At 54.5% G+C, this 17772-nt stretch carries 12 protein-coding genes and 3 rRNA genes; 13 read left to right on the top strand and 2 right to left on the bottom strand.

Features of this window, described 5'->3' with window-relative positions; genetic code table 11:
- Nucleotides 1-2: 2 nt before the first annotated feature.
- The 13 genes from ACXZ66_RS04525 to ACXZ66_RS04585 all read left to right on the top strand — a co-directional run bounded on the left by ACXZ66_RS04525 (nt 3) and on the right by ACXZ66_RS04585 (nt 15969).
- Entirely contained in the window at nt 3-1025 is a 1023-nt protein-coding gene (locus tag ACXZ66_RS04525) for an alcohol dehydrogenase catalytic domain-containing protein (protein WP_458750711.1), read from the top strand.
- A gap of 97 nt (nt 1026-1122) precedes the next feature.
- Nucleotides 1123-1554, top strand: a complete 432-nt coding sequence (locus ACXZ66_RS04530; protein WP_458750712.1) for a hypothetical protein — start codon at nt 1123-1125, stop codon at nt 1552-1554.
- Nucleotides 1555-1747: 193 nt separating this feature from the next.
- A complete protein-coding gene (locus ACXZ66_RS04535) occupies nt 1748-2746 on the top strand; it encodes a siderophore ABC transporter substrate-binding protein (protein WP_458750713.1) in 999 nt (332 codons plus the stop codon).
- A 2-nt stretch (nt 2747-2748) separates the two neighbouring features.
- Entirely contained in the window at nt 2749-3738 is a 990-nt protein-coding gene (locus ACXZ66_RS04540) for an ABC transporter permease (RefSeq protein ID WP_458750714.1), read from the top strand.
- Between the two features lie 13 nt (nt 3739-3751).
- Nucleotides 3752-4792 carry an iron chelate uptake ABC transporter family permease subunit gene (locus tag ACXZ66_RS04545; protein WP_458751273.1) on the top strand — a complete coding sequence of 347 codons (1041 nt, stop codon included), beginning with the start codon at nt 3752-3754 and terminating at the stop codon, nt 4790-4792.
- A complete protein-coding gene (locus tag ACXZ66_RS04550; RefSeq protein ID WP_458750715.1) occupies nt 4789-5544 on the top strand; it encodes an iron ABC transporter ATP-binding protein in 756 nt (251 codons plus the stop codon). Before ACXZ66_RS04545 ends, ACXZ66_RS04550 begins: the two co-directional genes overlap by 4 nt.
- Nucleotides 5545-5547: 3 nt before the next feature.
- Nucleotides 5548-6456 (top strand): arsenic resistance protein, encoded by a 909-nt coding sequence (locus ACXZ66_RS04555; RefSeq protein ID WP_458750716.1) that lies wholly within the window; start codon nt 5548-5550, stop codon nt 6454-6456.
- 617 nt (nt 6457-7073) lie between these two features.
- A 16S ribosomal RNA gene (locus tag ACXZ66_RS04560) occupies nt 7074-8594 on the top strand.
- Nucleotides 8595-8738: 144 nt separating this feature from the next.
- Complete coding sequence (locus ACXZ66_RS04565; RefSeq protein WP_458747730.1) at nt 8739-8978, top strand: hypothetical protein; 240 nt, start codon at nt 8739-8741, stop codon at nt 8976-8978.
- Between the two features lie 45 nt (nt 8979-9023).
- Nucleotides 9024-12097: ribosomal RNA gene (locus ACXZ66_RS04570) — 23S ribosomal RNA — on the top strand.
- A gap of 218 nt (nt 12098-12315) precedes the next feature.
- Nucleotides 12316-12433 (top strand): 5S ribosomal RNA (rrf, locus tag ACXZ66_RS04575).
- Together the 16S, 23S and 5S rRNA genes form the textbook arrangement of a ribosomal RNA operon.
- A 243-nt stretch (nt 12434-12676) precedes the next feature.
- Nucleotides 12677-13423 (top strand): ABC transporter ATP-binding protein, encoded by a 747-nt coding sequence (locus tag ACXZ66_RS04580; RefSeq protein WP_458750717.1) that lies wholly within the window; start codon nt 12677-12679, stop codon nt 13421-13423.
- A gap of 2 nt (nt 13424-13425) precedes the next feature.
- Nucleotides 13426-15969, top strand: coding sequence for an ABC transporter permease (locus ACXZ66_RS04585; RefSeq protein ID WP_458750718.1), 2544 nt, complete (start codon nt 13426-13428; stop codon nt 15967-15969).
- Here ACXZ66_RS04585 and ACXZ66_RS04590 read toward each other — a convergent pair.
- Both ACXZ66_RS04590 and ACXZ66_RS04595 read right to left on the bottom strand, forming a co-directional pair.
- Complete coding sequence (locus ACXZ66_RS04590) at nt 15962-17119, bottom strand: pyridoxal phosphate-dependent aminotransferase (RefSeq protein WP_458750719.1); 1158 nt, start codon at nt 17117-17119, stop codon at nt 15962-15964. The two genes, ACXZ66_RS04585 and ACXZ66_RS04590, sit on opposite strands and share 8 nt — an antisense overlap.
- Nucleotides 17120-17124: 5 nt before the next feature.
- Entirely contained in the window at nt 17125-17769 is a 645-nt protein-coding gene (locus ACXZ66_RS04595; protein ID WP_458751274.1) for a DUF3239 domain-containing protein, read from the bottom strand.
- Nucleotides 17770-17772 lie beyond the last annotated feature (3 nt).

The following is a 17772-nucleotide window of genomic DNA, read 5'->3' on the forward strand; positions in this document are numbered from 1 at the left end:
GCATGCGAGCGGTTATCATTCACGGTCCTGGGGATATTCGTGTAGAAGAAGTTGCGGCGGATTCGATTGAGCATCCGACAGATGCGGTCATCGAGGTCAAGGCAGCATGTGTTTGTGGCTCCGACCTGTGGCGCTACCGAGGCGAGACCTTCATTGAACCTGGTTCTCGCATGGGGCATGAGTACGTAGGCGTAGTCACCGAAATCGGCTCTGATGTGTCCACCGTGCAGCCAGGGGATTGGGTCGTAGGGTCCTTCGTGGCTAGCTGTGGAGTCTGCGAAATCTGTCAGGCTGGAGATTTCTCCGGCTGTATTAATCGCGAAATGCTCGGAGGCGTAGGTACTCAAGCCGAGTTTTCCCGGATCCCGTGGGCGGACGGAACCCTAGTGAAGCTGCCCGCTGTACCTACCGACGATCAGCTGCGCCACCTGCTCGCTGCATCCGACGTGCTGGGTACAGGTTGGTTCGGAGCAGATTCGGCAGGAGTGGGGCCGGGTAAAACCGTGGCCATCATCGGCGACGGTGCCGTTGGCCTATCTGCAGTTCTTGCCTCCCGCGAGCTCGGCGCTGAGCGGATTATTATCTCCTCGCGTCACGCTGATCGCCAGGAACTTGCGCGCTCCTTCGGTGCGACAGACGTGCTTGAGCAGCGTGGCGACGATTTCGTGTCCCAGGTAATCGAGATGACGAACGGCTACGGCGCACATAGCGCTGTCGAGGCCGTGGGAACCAATGAGGCGATGCAGCAAGCCATTGCTTCGACCAGGCGTGGGGGAAAGGTGGGATTCTTAGGTATCTCGCACGGCGTGGAAATCACAGGCGAGCAACTGTTTGCTTCTCTTATTCACCTGCACGGCGGGCCGGCCCCTGTTCGCAGGTACCTGCCTGATCTAGTCGATCGCATCTATGCTGGCGGATTTGAGCCTGGAAATGTGTTTACCCAGACACTGCCACTCGAGGAAGCAGCTGCAGGTTACCGGGCAATGGATGAAAGAAGCGCCATCAAGGTAATGCTTGCACCATAATAAGTGTGTGAACATATAGGAAATGGTGACGTGTCATATTTCCGGAGTTTCTGTTACAGTGGTCCCCGATAATCAAAAGTTCAACGAAAGGTTTTCTATGTCCCTCGCAGCATCTTCTATCGCCCTGCGCGCAATCCCTGGCGCTTTCATTCTTAACAGCGGCATCGGCAAGCTGCAGACTCCACCTGAGGCTTCCGCAGGCATGCAGCAGTTCGCGGCCACCGGCATTAGCGCACTAAACAAGCTTCCAGCAGACAAGTTCGGCAAGATCCTCGGCGCTGCTGAAACTACTCTTGGTGCAGCGCTTCTCACCCCATTCGTATCAAACCGCCTTGCAGGCGCCGGCCTGACCGCTTTCGGTACTGGCCTGTTGACCCTGTACTTCGGCAACGAAGCAAATACTGAAGATGATGGCGTTCGTCCATCCTCGGATGGCACTGTCCTAGCGAAGGACTCTTGGCTCGTTGCAATTGGTGTTGCTTTGATGGCTCTGCCTAAGGGAAAGAAGGCAAAGAAGAACAAGAAGTAATTAAGAAACACTACTGTTCGCTAATTAGGGGTACCTGGGGGTACCCCTAATTTTTTTTGCTTTTTGTTCATTTTCCAGCGGTTATTCATTATTCTGATAAGAATGTTTTAGATAAGGCTTGGCTAACCTAGGTTCGCAAGCTATGTTCTTTTAGGTAAGCCTTACCTAACATAATCTTGAAAGGGTTGAATCTATGGCAATTCGCCGACTCTCTCGCACAGCACTGGTCGCATTGGTTGCTGGTGCGGGCATGGTCCTTGCTTCGTGCTCTACTTCCTCCGCGCCTGCTGATAATGCGGCCGGCGCATCGTCGACAAGCGAAGTAACGACGATCCAGGTGGAAGACAACAACGGTGTTGAAACCGTGCCGAGCCCACCGCAAAAGCCTGCTTCGCTGGACAACCGCACTTTCGAGGTGCTGGACCAGTGGGGGATCGACCTAGTTGCAGCTCCCGTTGACCTGATGCCTACCACCATCGGGTACAAGACGAATCCGGATATCCTCAACATTGGCAATCACCGCGAGCCAAACCTGGAGCTGCTCACGGCCGCTGAGCCGGATCTGATTGTCAACGGTCAGCGCTTCGATTCCTTCCAGAGCGAAATTCAAAAGCTCAACCCTGATACCCCAATCGTGGACTTCGAGCCCCGTGACGGCCAGCCTTTCGATCAGGAATTGATCCGCGAGGTCGAAGGTCTGGGCAAGATTTTCGACAAGGAAGCTGAAGCAGACAAGCTGGTCCAGGACTTCAACGCTTCTATTGAGCGTGCTCGCAATGCATACAACGGCACCGATACCGTCATGGCGGTTAACGTCTCCGGTGGCACCATCGGCTACATCGCGCCAAACATTGGTCGCGTCTACGGCCCAGTCTTTGAGGTGCTTGGTTTGAAGCCTGCACTTGAGGTGGCAGATGCATCGAGCAACCACGAGGGAGACGACATTTCTGTTGAGGCAATTGCCCAGTCCAACCCAGATTGGATCTTTGTCCTTGACCGCGATGCAGCAATCCAGGCAGACGCGGCACCAGCACAAACTGTCATCGATGAATCCCAGGCGCTGAAGAATGTCACTGCCATTCAGAAGGGCAATGTGCGTTATGCACCTAACGACACATACACTAATGAGTCAATCATCACATACACCGAGATCTTCAACGATATCGCCGACGCTTTCGAGGCACAAAAGTAACAATGCAACAAACAGCAACTAATAGGGAAAGGCCACGCACCAAATCCCGTCTCTTAGACTGGAAGTTGATAGTGGCAACCCTTGCTGTCGCTGCTCTGCTTGTCCTGTCTCTTTTCGTTGGACAATATGACATCTTTGGTGCCGCCGATGGCGCCGAAATGTTCGCAACAACCCGAGTACCTCGTACCATTGCCCTCGCTTTGGCAGGCGCTGCCATGGCGATGTCCGGCTTGGTGATGCAGCTGCTCACCCAAAACCGCTTTGTAGAACCGACAACCACTGGCACCACAGAATGGGCAGGCCTTGGCCTCTTGTTCGTGATGTATTTTGTTCCTGGCGCCTCCATGCTGACCAAAATGTCCAGTGCGGTTCTCTTTGCGTTTATTGGCACCATGGTATTTTTCCTCTTCCTGCGCCGAGTCACACTGAAATCCAGCATGATCGTCCCAATTATCGGCATCATGCTGGGCGCAGTGATTGGCTCAGTTTCGACATTCTTTGCCCTCCAGACCAATATGCTGCAACAGCTCGGCGTCTGGTTTGCTGGCTCCTTTACCGATGTCGTTCGCGGGCAATATGAAGTGCTGTGGATCGTCGCCATCGTCGCAGTGCTGATTTTCATCTACGCTGACCGCCTGACTGTTGCCGGTTTGGGCGAGGAAGTGGCCACAAACGTTGGCGTGAACTACAACCGAGTGATCTTAATTGGTACCGGGCTGGTGGCAATTGCTACCGGTGTGGTCACCGTCGCCGTCGGTTCTTTGCCCTTCTTGGGGCTAATCGTCCCGAATATTGTCTCGATGATTAGGGGAGACGATCTGCGGAGCAACCTCCCGTGGGTTTGCCTCCTGGGCATTGCCATCGTTGCAGTCTGTGACATTATTGGCCGCGTGATCATTGCTCCGTTTGAGATGCCAGTCTCGGTCATCTTGGGAATCGTTGGCGCGATCGTATTCATCGTCTTGATTGTGAGGCAGACGCGTCGTGGCTAAGTATATTTCTGAAATTGAAAACGTTGACACCACTAGCGTTGCAGAGGGTGCGAAAAGAGAAGTTGGGCCATTTCAGTCGGCAAAGTCCGCCAGAAAATACTGGTTCATTCTCATCGGCCTAGTTGTTGCCGCAGCACTGTTTACTTTTGGTTTGCTCGCGTGGGATAACCCCATGGAAATTGGCACCCGAGGCTTCTGGCTGATCGCACAGCGGCGCGCCGACAGTGTGATCGCCATGGCCATCGTGGCTATCTGCCAGGCGTTTGCCACGGTGGCTTTCCAAACCGTGACGAATAACCGCATCATTACGCCCTCGATCATGGGCTTTGAATCGCTTTACCTGGTCATTCACACAGCAACGGTCTTCTTCTTCGGAGCAAGCGGCCTGCTGAACGCGCGCAATATGGAAATGTTCATTTTCCAAGTTGTGCTCATGGTCGGGTTCTCGCTGATTCTGTACACCTGGCTGCTGACGGGGAAGAATAGCAACCTGCATGCCATGTTGCTGATCGGCATTGTCATCGGCAGTGGACTGGGCAGCGTGTCTACCTTTATGCAGCGCATGCTTACTCCGAGTGAATTCGATGTGTTGTCGGCCCGCATGTTTGGCTCTGTCAACAACGCGGATTCGGCTTACTACCCAGTTGCCGTTCCGCTGGTGATTATCGCTGTCGTCGGCCTGTACTTAAATTCACGCAAACTCAATGTCGTGTCGTTGGGCCAAGACGCGGCTGTCAACCTGGGCGTGAACTATCGTTTCAACACCGTGTACACGCTGATCTTGGTCAGTGTGCTCATGGCGGTCTCTACCGCACTGGTCGGCCCGATGACCTTCCTTGGCTTCTTGGTGGCAACTCTTGCATACCAATTCGCCGATACCTATGACCACCGTTTCATCTTCCCGATGGCTGCACTCATCGGGTTTGTGGTTCTCGCCGGTGCGTACTTCATCATGAACCACATTTTCTATGCACAAGGCGTTGTTACAATCATCATCGAATTGGTGGGTGGCCTCGTCTTCCTGTACGTCGTTCTGAGAAAGGGCCGACTGTGATTACTCTGACTAACGTCCGTAAGGAGTACAACTCCGACGTTGCCATCGGACCTGTCAACCTTGAAATCCCCTCCGGCGGTATTACCGCTCTAGTGGGGCCGAACGGTGCGGGTAAGTCGACTCTTCTTACCATGATGGGCCGTCTTTTGAGCATGGACGCCGGCGAGGTGAAGGTCGCCCAGCACGACATTTCGAAGACGAAGTCGAAGGACTTGGCGAAGATCATTTCCATTCTCCGCCAGGAAAACCACTTCGTGACCAAGCTGACTGTGCGTCAGTTGGTTGGCTTTGGTCGCTTCCCATATTCACAGGGACGTCTCAACGCAGAAGACGAAAAGATCATTTCCAAGTACATCGACTTCTTCCAATTGACTGACCTCGAAGATCGCTATCTTGATCAGCTTTCCGGTGGTCAGCGTCAGCGCGCCTACGTAGCAATGGTGTTGTGCCAAGAGACTGAGTATGTGCTTCTCGACGAGCCGCTGAACAACCTGGACATGGAACACTCCGTCCAGATGATGAAGCACCTCAAAGACGCAGCTCACCAATTCGGGCGAACGATTATCATCGTCTTGCACGACATCAATTTCGCGGCCCGCTATGGCGACTACATTTGTGCAGTGAAGAACGGCCAAATCTACGCCTTCGGTACTCCCGCGGAAATTATGAAAGATGACCTCTTGACGGACATCTTCAACACGAAGGTACAGGTTATCGAGGGACCAAACGGCCCAATCGCCGATTACCACTAGGCAATGAGCGCCTTCCTTGAACGTTGGCAGGTCGGCCTCTACCTCGCGGCAATTATTTGCGGGCTAGTCTTTACAGGACCTGCACTCGAAGTAGCAGTAGAGCCAATGCTCGCCTTGCTCATTTTGGTCACCTTCATGGCGGTACCGCTTTCTCGGATGTCCATTCCGCCCAAGTTCCTAGTCACGCTCCTCGCAGTCAACTTCATCGCTGTGCCCATGGTGGTCTGGTTGATTACCCGGCCGATCGCCAATGCACCCGAACTCCTAGTTCCAGCAGCACTCATACTGCTCGCACCGTGCGTCGATTACGTCATCGTGTTCTGCACGCTCGCCGGCGGCGACCGCGAAAAACTCCTGGCTGCCACGCCAATTCTTCTGCTCGTCCAAATGTTTGCGCTCCCCGTTTTGGTCCCGCTTATTAGCGGCGGGGGAGTCGAGCTCGATATTGCACCGTTCCTGCGAGCGTTTCTCCTGCTCATCGTGGTACCGCTTGTCCTAGCAGCAATTCTGCAACGAGTAGACAAGATCGCATCGCTTGCCGACGAGTCCATGGTGCCCATCATGGTCATCACACTGTTCGTCGTGGTCTCGGCCTATTCCCGAGGGGTCACTGAAAACATCGAGAGCCTATTGCGGGTAATCCTGGTTTATGTAGCTTTCGTCGTTGTCATGATCGCAGTTGGGCACGTGGCTACTCGAACAGCAAAGCTCCCTGCCGGAGAATCCATCGCTGTGGTGTTCTCGGGAGTAACGCGCTATTCTCTGGTTGTACTTCCAATCGCCTTAGTTCTTCCCTCTACGAGTATTGAGCCTGCGGTAGTTGTGGTGACGCAAACTCTGGTTGAACTTATAGCGATGGTGGTCATGGTCAGACTGGTGCCAAACATAGTGCATAAAACCACGGTTAACTAGGCGATTTGTTGCCTACGCAAGTTTATGGATATAGTTCTTCAAGTCGCCAACGAGAGGTTGCCGCAAGGTAAACATCAAGGCGATACGAACTAAATACCTGCAGATTTGACAAAGATCTGATAAAGCGGGTAAGTTCAATCTTTGCTGCTAGTGAGTTCGATTCTGTGTGGTTTCGGGTGAGTTAGTGTGCTGATGTTGTGTGAGAACTCGATAGTGTGCCAATGTACTTTTGTTTGTGTGTTGGTTTGTGTGCTTGGTTGTTTCCCTGCCATGTAATGGTGCTGCTCTTTGTGGGTGGTGGTGTTGTGGTGGGTGTGTGCCGGTCGTGCTGCTACTTCCGTGGTGGTGGTGTGGTTTTATTTTCGGTGCGAAATAATTGGGTGTGCGGATTGATATTCGGACATTTGTGAACAAACTTTTGTTTTTGTTTACGTTGATCGGCCCTTTTTTCCTCGTCGGAGTGGGGTTGGTTGTTTTTTGTTTTGTAATTCTTTTTTTGGACAATCGCGTCAAAATTTTTGTTTTTGCGCTGGATTGTTTGTTTTTGGTTGGGTTTGGGCTTTTCACGGCCTAGATTTTTCTAGCTTTTTTGGTTGATTTATTTGGCTGAAATTGTTTTTGTGGAGAGTTTGATCCTGGCTCAGGATGAACGCTGGCGGCGTGCTTAACACATGCAAGTCGAACGGAAAGGCCCCGCTTGCGGGGTACTCGAGTGGCGAACGGGTGAGTAACACGTGGGTGATCTGCCTTGTACTTCGGGATAAGCTTGGGAAACTGGGTCTAATACCGGATAGGACCACTGTTTGGTGATGGTGGTGGAAAGCTTTTGCGGTATGAGATGAGCTCGCGGCCTATCAGCTTGTTGGTGGGGTAATGGCCTACCAAGGCGTCGACGGGTAGCCGGCCTGAGAGGGTGTACGGCCACATTGGGACTGAGATACGGCCCAGACTCCTACGGGAGGCAGCAGTGGGGAATATTGCACAATGGGCGGAAGCCTGATGCAGCGACGCCGCGTGGGGGATGACGGCCTTCGGGTTGTAAACTCCTTTCGATAGGGACGAAGCGTAAGTGACGGTACCTGTAGAAGAAGCACCGGCTAACTACGTGCCAGCAGCCGCGGTAATACGTAGGGTGCGAGCGTTGTCCGGAATTACTGGGCGTAAAGAGCTCGTAGGTGGTTTGTCGCGTCGTCTGTGGAAGTCCGGGGCTTAACTCCGGGGGTGCAGGCGATACGGGCATAACTTGAGTGCTGTAGGGGAGACTGGAATTCCTGGTGTAGCGGTGGAATGCGCAGATATCAGGAGGAACACCGATGGCGAAGGCAGGTCTCTGGGCAGTTACTGACGCTGAGGAGCGAAAGCATGGGTAGCGAACAGGATTAGATACCCTGGTAGTCCATGCTGTAAACGGTGGGCGCTAGGTGTAGGGGACTTCCACGTTTCCTGTGCCGTAGCTAACGCATTAAGCGCCCCGCCTGGGGAGTACGGCCGCAAGGCTAAAACTCAAAGGAATTGACGGGGGCCCGCACAAGCGGCGGAGCATGTGGATTAATTCGATGCAACGCGAAGAACCTTACCTGGGCTTGACATACACCAGATCGCCGTAGAGATACGGTTTCCCTTGTGGTTGGTGTACAGGTGGTGCATGGTTGTCGTCAGCTCGTGTCGTGAGATGTTGGGTTAAGTCCCGCAACGAGCGCAACCCTTGTCTTATGTTGCCAGCACGTGATGGTGGGGACTCATGAGAGACTGCCGGGGTTAACTCGGAGGAAGGTGGGGATGACGTCAAATCATCATGCCCCTTATGTCCAGGGCTTCACACATGCTACAATGGTCGGTACAGCGCGTTGCTACATCGTGAGGTGGTGCTAATCGCTTAAAGCCGGCCTTAGTTCGGATTGGGGTCTGCAACTCGACCCCATGAAGTCGGAGTCGCTAGTAATCGCAGATCAGCAATGCTGCGGTGAATACGTTCCCGGGCCTTGTACACACCGCCCGTCACGTCATGAAAGTTGGTAACACCCGAAGCCAGTGGCCTATCCTTTAGTGGGGGGGAGCTGTCGAAGGTGGGATCGGCGATTGGGACGAAGTCGTAACAAGGTAGCCGTACCGGAAGGTGCGGCTGGATCACCTCCTTTCTAAGGAGTTATATTTTTTGGCCTCGCAGTTGTGGGGTAACAATAGTTGAGTAGGCGGATGTTCTACTGCTGTTTTTTTTCTAAATTTCCGGGTGGAGACATACCCGCATACCTCAGTGGTGTGTGATGGGGATGGCTGGGGACATGAATTCTCAATACACGGCGATGATTTCCTTGTGGGGGGTTGTTGTGGGACTTGAGTATGTTGGTGCACTGTTGGGTGTCTGGGGCAACATTGTTGTTTCCTTTTTAAGATCACTGCGTGATAGCGCTGTGGCCGGGTGTTCTGGTTGTGGTGTTGTTGGTGGTGGTGTGTTGTGTGAGAACTGTATAGTGGACGCGAGCATCTTTATTCTTTTTTGTGTGTGTTTTTTGTTGAGTTAATGTGTTTGCCCCACATGCTTGCCTACTCGTGGGTGGGTGTGTGGTTGTGTGTTTTTTAAGGGCGCATGGTGGATGCCTTGGCATGCTAAGCCGATGAAGGACGTGTGAGGCTGCGTTATGCCTCGGGGAGTTGCCAACTAAGCGTTGATCCGAGGATGTCCGAATGGGGAAACCCCGTACTAGTTATGTGGTGCGACCTGCAGATGAATTCATAGTCTGTGTGGGGGTGACGCGGGGAAGTGAAACATCTCAGTACCCGTAGGAAGAGAAAATAAATTTAATGATTCTGCTAGTAGCGGCGAGCGAACGTGGATGAGGCTAAACCGTGTGCGTGTGATACCTGACAGGGGTTGCGTGTGCGGTGTTGTGGGATGCGACTTACCAGGGCTGTTGACTTGGTGCGTGTGTGGTTGTGTTAGTGGAAGTGGTCTGGGATGGCCTGCCGGAGTGGGTGAGAGCCCCGTACATGAAGGCGTAATCATATGTGTTGTTGTTTTCCCGAGTAGCAGTGGGCTCGTGGAATCTGCTGTGAATCTGCCGGGACCACCCGGTAAGCCTAAATACTTAGTGTGACCGATAGCGGATAGTACCGTGAGGGAATGGTGAAAAGTACCCCGGGAGGGGAGTGAAATAGTTCCTGAAACCGTGTGTCTACAATCCGTCAGAGACCCTCGTGTGGTTGATGGCGTGCCTTTTGAAGAATGAGCCTGCGAGTCAGCGGCATGTCGCGAGGTTAACCCGTGTGGGGTAGTCGTAGCGAAAGCGAATACTAATAGTGTGTTTGAGTGGCATGTCCTGGACCCGAAGCGGGGTGATCTACCCATGGCCAGTGTGAAGCAGCTGTAAGAGGTTGTGGAGGCGCGAACCCACTTAGGTTGAAAACTGAGGGGATGAGTTGTGGGTAGGGGTGAAAGGCCAATCAAACTCCGTGATAGCTGGTTCTCCCCGAAATGCATTTAGGTGCAGCGTTGTGTTAGCTTGCCGGAGGTAGAGCTACTGGTTGGTTGAGCGGGACTATTATCTTAGCAATGTCAGCCAAACTCCGAATGCCGGTTAAGTGGTGCATGGCAGTGAGACTGTGGGGGATAAGCTTCATAGTCGAGAGGGAAACAGCCCAGATCGCCGGTTAAGGCCCCTAAGGGTGTACTAAGTGGAAAAGGATGTGGGGTCGCGAAGACAGCCAGGAGGTTGGCTTAGAAGCAGCCATCCTTGAAAGAGTGCGTAATAGCTCACTGGTCGAGTGATTCTGCGCCGACAATGTAGTGGGGCTCAAGTACACCGCCGAAGCCGCGGCAATGAACTTTTGTTTGTTGGGTAGGGGAGCGTCGTGCATGGGGTGAAGCAGTACTGTAAGGGGCTGTGGACTGTGTGCGAGTGAGAATGCAGGCATGAGTAACGAGTGATAAGTGAGAATCTTATCCGCCGAATGACTAAGGGTTCCTGGGTCAAGTTCGTCTTCCCAGGGTGAGTCGGGTCCTAAGGCGAGGCCGACAGGCGTAGTCGATGGTTAACGGGTTGATATTCCCGTACCCGTATATGTGCGACCAAGGGCGAGGCAGTGATACTAACCACCCGTGCACTGTGACTGATTGATCTTCGGATCATGTGTTGTTGTGTGTGCGTGGGGCCTGATCTGTAGTAGTTCAGTGATGGGGTGACGCAGTGAGGTAGCCGAGCCATTTATTGGATTGTGGTGTAAGCGTGTGGCACGAACCTTTGTGAAATGCGGGGTTCATTGTGTGTGAGGCGTGATGCGTAGCCCTTTTTGGGTGATGTTGGTGATCCTGTACTGTCGAGAAAAGCCTCTAGCGATGTGTGTATATGGCCCGTACCCGAAACCGACACAGGTGGTCAGGTAGAGAATACTAAGGCGGTCGGGTGAACTGTGGTTAAGGAACTCGGCAAAATGCCCCCGTAACTTCGGGAGAAGGGGGACCCTATATGGTGATCGTTTTTTCGACGTGAGCTGTGTGGGGTCGCAGAGAATAGAGGGAAGCGACTGTTTATCAAAAACACAGGTCCGTGCGAAGACGTTGAAGTTGATGTATACGGACTGACGCCTGCCCGGTGCTGGAAGGTTAAGAGGACCTGTTAGGCCACTTGTGGTCGAAGCGGAGAATTTAAGCCCCAGTAAACGGCGGTGGTAACTATAACCATCCTAAGGTAGCGAAATTCCTTGTCGGGTAAGTTCCGACCTGCACGAATGGCGTAACGACTTCCCTGCTGTCTCAACCACAGGCCCGGTGAAATTGCAGTACGAGTAAAGATGCTCGTTTCGCGCGGCAGGACGAAAAGACCCCGGGACCTTCACTATAGCTTGGTATTGGTGTTCGGTGCGGTTTGTGTAGGATAGGTGGGAGACTGTGATCATTCAACGCTAGTTGTGTGTGAGTCGTTGTTGAAATACCACTCTGACCGTAGTGGATACCTGAACCTTGGCCCATGATCTGGGTTGGGGACAGTGCCTGGTGGGTAGTTTAACTGGGGCGGTTGCCTCCTAAAGAGTAACGGAGGCGCCCAAAGGTTCCCTCAGCCTGGTTGGCAATCAGGTGGTGAGTGTAAGTGCACAAGGGAGCTTGACTGTGAGACTGACAGGTCGAGCAGGGACGAAAGTCGGGACTAGTGATCCGGCACCTACTTGTGGATGTGGTGTCGCTCAACGGATAAAAGGTACCCCGGGGATAACAGGCTGATCTTCCCCAAGAGTCCATATCGACGGGATGGTTTGGCACCTCGATGTCGGCTCGTCGCATCCTGGGGCTGGAGTAGGTCCCAAGGGTTGGGCTGTTCGCCCATTAAAGCGGCACGCGAGCTGGGTTCAGAACGTCGTGAGACAGTTCGGTCTCTATCCGCCGCGCGCGTTGAAACTTGAAGAAGGCTGTCCCTAGTACGAGAGGACCGGGACGGACGTACCTCTGGTGTGCCAGTTGTCCCGCCTGGGGCATGGCTGGTTGGCTACGTACGGGAGGGATAACCGCTGAAAGCATCTAAGCGGGAAGCCTGTTTTGAGATGAGGTTTCTTTTGAGGTTCCCTAGAGACTATGGGGTTGATAGGCCGGATCTGGAAGCACTGTGAGGTGTGGAGGTGACTGGTACTAATAGACCGACAAACACCCAACAAATTGCAACCTGTGTGGTTGTGGGTGAGCGTGTTTTGCGAAACGAAAAAATGATTTGTGCACCAAGGGTTTGGTGTTTGCGTCCACTGTGCAGTGTCTGACACAGCACACACGGCTACCACTATTGTGTGGTGGTGGGTGTGTCTTGTGTAAGTGAATATGTATCTTCATGTGTCTGCTAGTCGCCTAGTGACAGTGCTGGTACACCCCAAGGGTGTGTCGGTGGTTGATGGCGGCGGGGAAACGCCCGGTCCCATTCCGAACCCGGAAGCTAAGCCCGCCCGCGCTGATGGTACTGCATCCGGGAGGATGTGGGAGAGTAAGTTACCGCCGACCTTTAAACAGAATAGATAACTACATACGTGTAAAGCCCCGGGTAAGAAACCATAAAGGTTTTTTACCCGGGGCTTTACCCATGCCCACAAACAGGATTATCAGGGAAAACCCCTATAGCCAAGCCCACATAATTGAACGATAAATCAGTGGGATCCCCGTAGCGCTCACAGCCGGGTCCAAGGAAAAATTAAAGGTGAGTCCAAAGCTTTTTCACCTTCCTCTTACCTAGGCGCTGATTCCCACATGAGCACACACAGTATCCAAGCACTCGATATCGCAGTGCGAACCAAAGATCTCCGTAAAACCTACGGCGAAGGCAACACCTCGGTCCACGCCCTTGACGGGATTACCGTTGAATTCATCGAAGGCGAATTCACAGCTATCATGGGCCCATCTGGCTCCGGAAAATCCACGCTCATGCATTGTATGGCTGGCCTGGACACCCCTACCTCTGGTGAAACCTACCTCAAAGGCACTGATCTCTCGCAGCTCGATGACAAAGCGATGACGTCGCTGAGGCGAGATCGCGTCGGCTTCATCTTTCAGTCCTTCAACCTCGTGCCCACTCTGACTGCCGAAGAGAACATCACGCTTCCGGACAGGATCGCCGGCAGACAGCCCGACATGGATTGGTTGCGCGAAGTTACTAAAAGATTTTCCATTCAGGACCGGCTCAATCACCGACCCGCAGAGCTCTCCGGCGGCCAGCAGCAGCGCGTTGCCTGCGCGCGGGCAATCGTCGCTAAGCCTGATGTTATCTTCGCGGATGAGCCTACGGGCAACCTTGACTCCAACTCCTCGGCGGAGGTGCTGTCTTTATTGCGATCGTCGGTGGACAGCCTGGGGCAGACCGTTGTGATTGTGACGCATGATGCGAAGGCTGCTAGCTACGCAGATCGAGTGATTTTCTTGGCGGATGGCCAGCTTGTTGATGAATTGCGCGCTCCTACAGCTGAAAAGATCCTGGCTGTGATGGCGAGGTTCGACTAATTATGAACAACATTTTGTTATTGCTCAGTTGGCGCAACATTAGATCAAACACCATGCGCCTGATTCTGTCGATTGTGGCAGTGGTGCTTGGAACGAGTTTCGTGGCCGGTGGCTTCATGCTTTCGGCAAGTCTGCAGAAGGCCTTTGATGACATCATCGAGGGTGGGTATGAGGGAGTTGACGTCGTCGCAAGCTCGACGATGGAAGCCCAGATTGTGCGCAGCGAGGTCGTCCCGAATCTGCAAAAGCTTCCGGAAGTAGCCATTGCTGAGCCGGTCGACCAGCAACCGATTGCATTGCTTATCGACGATTCCCCTGTCCAATCTGGCGGCGCAGGGTCATGGGTGCTGCCGTTTATCCCGGCGGAGCAACGCGTCTCGGATTCCTCGGGCGAAATACTATCTGGCAACCCTCCGACGCAGCCGAACCACGGATTGATTGACTCGAATACGGCGGAGGAATACGGCGTGGAAATCGGCGACAAGGTAGTAGTTGTCGACCGGACGGGGCGACACACCATCACTATCGATGGCATTGCCCAAGTCGAATTTGATACCGGTGGTTGGGCTGGCGTGCAACTTCCCGCCGAACAGTACTGGCAAGACTTCTCTGTGGGAGATACCGCTTTCCAAGTGAATATGAAAGCAGCAGCGGGATCGACTCCTGACCAGGTGGTCGAAGCCGTGCGAGCGATTTATCCTCAGTACGAAGTGAAAACCGGGGAACAAGCCGCCAAGGATGATTCTCGGGAGACGCGACAGTCATTGTCATTTATCTCGTATATCCTTGCGGGATTTGGTCTCATCGCATTGCTTGTTGGCGCTTTTATTATCTCGAATACTTTCTCCATGATCGTGGCCCAGCGAACGAAAGATTTCGCGTTGCTGCGTGCGCTGGGGCTTTCTAGGCGCCAGCTGACCACCTCGGTCGTACTCGAGGCTTTGATTATCGGCCTGATTGGCTCGGCTTTGGGCATCGTTGTGGGCATTGGCTTGGTGGCCATCATCGTGTGGGTCCTGGACCAAACTTCCTTGGGATTCCCAACTTCCGGAGTGGGCGTCAATGTCCAGTCGGTAGTATTGCCGCTCCTCGTCGGCGTGTTGGTAACGGTCTGGGGTGCGTGGGCACCGGCGCGGCGCGCAGGTTCGGTACGTCCCGTCGAGGCGATGCGCTCAGGAGATCAGGATGCACCGCAACCCCTAGCAGCTCGCACGCTGGTCGGCACCGCGATCTTTGTGGCAGGTGCTGTTGCTACGATTCTGGCTATCACGATGGATTGGAGCACCTCGACCAGCGCAATCGTCATGGGTGCCGGCGCGGTTGGCCTCGTCCTCGGCTGGTGGTTGCTGTCCGCATGGTTGGTGCGCGGAATGTTTGAGCACACGCCTCGTTCCCTCAACGTTGTGACTACACTTGCCGGAACCAACTTGTCGCGAAATCCTCGCAGAACCGCGTCGACGGCCTTTGCACTGATGATCGGTGTCACCCTTGTGACTGCAGTAGGTATCTTGGGTGCGTCGATGAAAGAGTCTGTGTTCGGCGCGATTGATGAAAATTTGCGCGCCAATGCCGTCGTAAGCACGGGCACGATTTCCAACCAGGAATTTCCCGCTGGCGCCGTCGATGACATCAATGCTCTCGACGAGGTGGAAGGCACTCTGACTACGGTTTGGGCACCGGTCACTGTCAACGGAATGGGAGGCAGCTCCGACCTACAAAACTCCGTCTCCATTGTCATGGAAGAAGACCCACGCATTGCCCTCTATATGGACATTAGCGCCGGAGATATCAGTCGCATTCCTCATGAGAATGGAGTAGGTCTGCGCACAAGCGTTGCGAAGGATATGGGCGTGTCTGTCGGAGACACGGTCGAGGTGGTCTCACCAACCCACACAGAACCAGTTCAGGTTCCAGTGCTAGCCACCTGGGACGACGGAGATGCCTACACTTCGGTTGCGGTGTCCCCGCTGACGGCCAAAGAGGTGTTCCCGGAAGAAGAAATGTGGACGAGGCAGCAAGTCTATGTCACCTTCAAAGACGGGACGAATACCGAGCAGGGCATAGCTACCCTAAAAGACACTGTGGCCCCCTACGCCGTGTTGCAGGTGCTGGACAAATACGAATTCAGGGACCAGGGCGCAGCACAGATCAACGGACTGCTGGCCGTAGTTTATGGATTGTTGGCGCTGTCGGTGATCATCGCAGTCCTTGGCATTATCAACACCCTGGCCCTCTCCATCGCGGAGCGCCGCCGTGAGTTCGGCATGTTGCGCGCCGTGGGCATGCAGCGGGCTCAAGTCCGCGCCATGATCGGATTGGAATCCATGGCCATCGCAGTCTTCGGAGCTCTCTCCGGCTTGGCGGTTGGCCTCTGGTTGGGTTACGGCTTTATGCAAGTGCTTTCCGACGAAGGCCTGGACCGGATCCTCATCCCGTGGGGAGAACTCGGCCTCGTCCTTGTCGGAGCAGTGGTGGTGGGCATGATCGCCGCGATTATCCCTGCCCGCCAGGCAGCGAAGACGCACCCGCTCGTGGCAGCTAGTTAGAAAGTTGCGCGAGACGATCGGCCGCGAGCCGCATCGTCTCGGGCTTCTTGCAGAAAGCAAAGCGCACCTGGCGGCTCCACTGATCTGGGTGATCGACAAAGGCCTGCACGGGAATCGCCGCCACACCAATGGATTCCGGCAGGTCCATGCAAAATTCCACCCCGTCAGCCCCGGCAGGCAGATCCGCCACGGTAAAGTAGGTGCCCGCCGTGGAATGGACGGCTAATCCCGCCTTACGCAGCGCGGAGCTCAACACATCTCGGTTGTCGGCCAGTTCCTGGACCATGCCCTTAAGCCACTCGCCGGCATTATCCAAGGCCCAGGCCACCGCAGGCTGAAATGGGGTGGCGCCAACGTAGCTCATGAACTGCTTCGCCTTGATCACTCCATCGAGCAGGTGCGCAGGCGCAAGTGCCCAGCCTGTTTTCCACCCCGTGACGTTGAAGGTTTTCGCCGCCGAAGACACCGTCACCGTCCGCTCGAACATGCCGGGCAGGCTGGCCAGGGCAGTGTGCTGCGTGTTATCGAAGACGAGGTTTTCATACACCTCGTCGGAAAGCACCAAAAGGTCGCGCTCAACTGAGAGCGCCGCCAGCTCACTTAGGACCTCGCGGGAGAACACCGCGCCTGTGGGATTGTGCGGGGAATTTATAATAATCATCGACGTCTCGGGCGTGATCGCCGCGCGCACGGCGTCCACGTCGATGGTCCAGGTAGCGCCGTCTGCAGCCAAAGGCACCGCTTTACGACGAGCTCCCGCCAGCGCGATCGCCGCAGCGTAAGCATCATAGTAGGGCTCCAAAACGATGACTTCGGAGCCAGGCTCAACCAAGCCTAAAACCGTGGCAGAGATTGCCTCGGTAGCGCCGACGGTGATAAACACCTCGGTCGCGGGGTCGTAATTCACCCCGTAATCGCGGCTGCGTTGGCGCGCAATGGACTCGCGTAGCTCCAGCATCCCGCGCCCGGGACCGTACTGGTTATTCCCGCCTGCGATTTCGCGCTGGGCAATGTCGAGCATCTCTTGAGGCCCATCGGAATCAGGGAAACCCTGACCCAAATTGATCGCGTTAAAGTCCACGGCGCGGGCGGTCATCGTGGCGAAGATGGTCTCTCTGAAGGGTTGGAGACGCTTTACTACTTTGCTCATAGAAACTACAATACTAGCAGGTTATGCGGGGTGTTCTTGACCTCGTCGAGGCGCTTGCGTGCCTTTTCAAGGCGCTGCCACTGATCCTGCGGAATTGCCTTGCGTGCCTCGGTGACAACATCTTGGTCTGGAGTACCCCATGCGATCGGCATCGGGGAGATTTCCTGCCAGTGATCCTTGTCCTGGCCACTGCGCTGGCCAAGCACAGCCGCCACCGGGACCTTGGTGCCCACCTTCGGGTCCACACCGTTGATTCGGGTCACTGTCCGCAGGGCCACACCCCACCGCGGCGGACGCGAAGGATCCACGTTGGTATTGACCAGCGCCATCAACACGAAATCCCGGTCATTGACCTCGGCGATGATGGCAGGCGCGAGCGGGTAGCGGTCATAGAGCGCTTGGGCGTTGCCTACCGACCGTGGCACAGCAAGAGCGACGATGAGCATCATGACACCGAACAAGCCCAAGCCGATCGCGCCGAGCATCCGCCACGGAGAGTCTGGGGAGACAAACATCCAGATCAACACCGCCGCGATCTCACTGATCACGAACAACGAGACACCCGAGACAACCAAGCGCTTGGTGTCTTTCAGCATCTCATTATTCTTTTTGGCAAAGTCCTCGTCGACGTCAAACTTGAATATCTTCATCTC

Source organism: Corynebacterium sp. S7, from assembly GCF_054401105.1.

Coding starts and splice junctions, on each gene's coding strand:
- ACXZ66_RS04525 (WP_458750711.1), top strand. CDS start 3: ATGCGAGCGGTTATCATTCACGGTCCTGGGGATATTCGTGTAGAAGAA.
- ACXZ66_RS04530 (WP_458750712.1), top strand. CDS start 1,123: ATGTCCCTCGCAGCATCTTCTATCGCCCTGCGCGCAATCCCTGGCGCT.
- ACXZ66_RS04535 (WP_458750713.1), top strand. CDS start 1,748: ATGGCAATTCGCCGACTCTCTCGCACAGCACTGGTCGCATTGGTTGCT.
- ACXZ66_RS04540 (WP_458750714.1), top strand. CDS start 2,749: ATGCAACAAACAGCAACTAATAGGGAAAGGCCACGCACCAAATCCCGT.
- ACXZ66_RS04555 (WP_458750716.1), top strand. CDS start 5,548: ATGAGCGCCTTCCTTGAACGTTGGCAGGTCGGCCTCTACCTCGCGGCA.
- ACXZ66_RS04565 (WP_458747730.1), top strand. CDS start 8,739: ATGAATTCTCAATACACGGCGATGATTTCCTTGTGGGGGGTTGTTGTG.
- ACXZ66_RS04580 (WP_458750717.1), top strand. CDS start 12,677: ATGAGCACACACAGTATCCAAGCACTCGATATCGCAGTGCGAACCAAA.
- ACXZ66_RS04585 (WP_458750718.1), top strand. CDS start 13,426: ATGAACAACATTTTGTTATTGCTCAGTTGGCGCAACATTAGATCAAAC.
- ACXZ66_RS04590 (WP_458750719.1), bottom strand. CDS start 17,119: ATGAGCAAAGTAGTAAAGCGTCTCCAACCCTTCAGAGAGACCATCTTC.
- ACXZ66_RS04595 (WP_458751274.1), bottom strand. CDS start 17,769: ATGAAGATATTCAAGTTTGACGTCGACGAGGACTTTGCCAAAAAGAAT.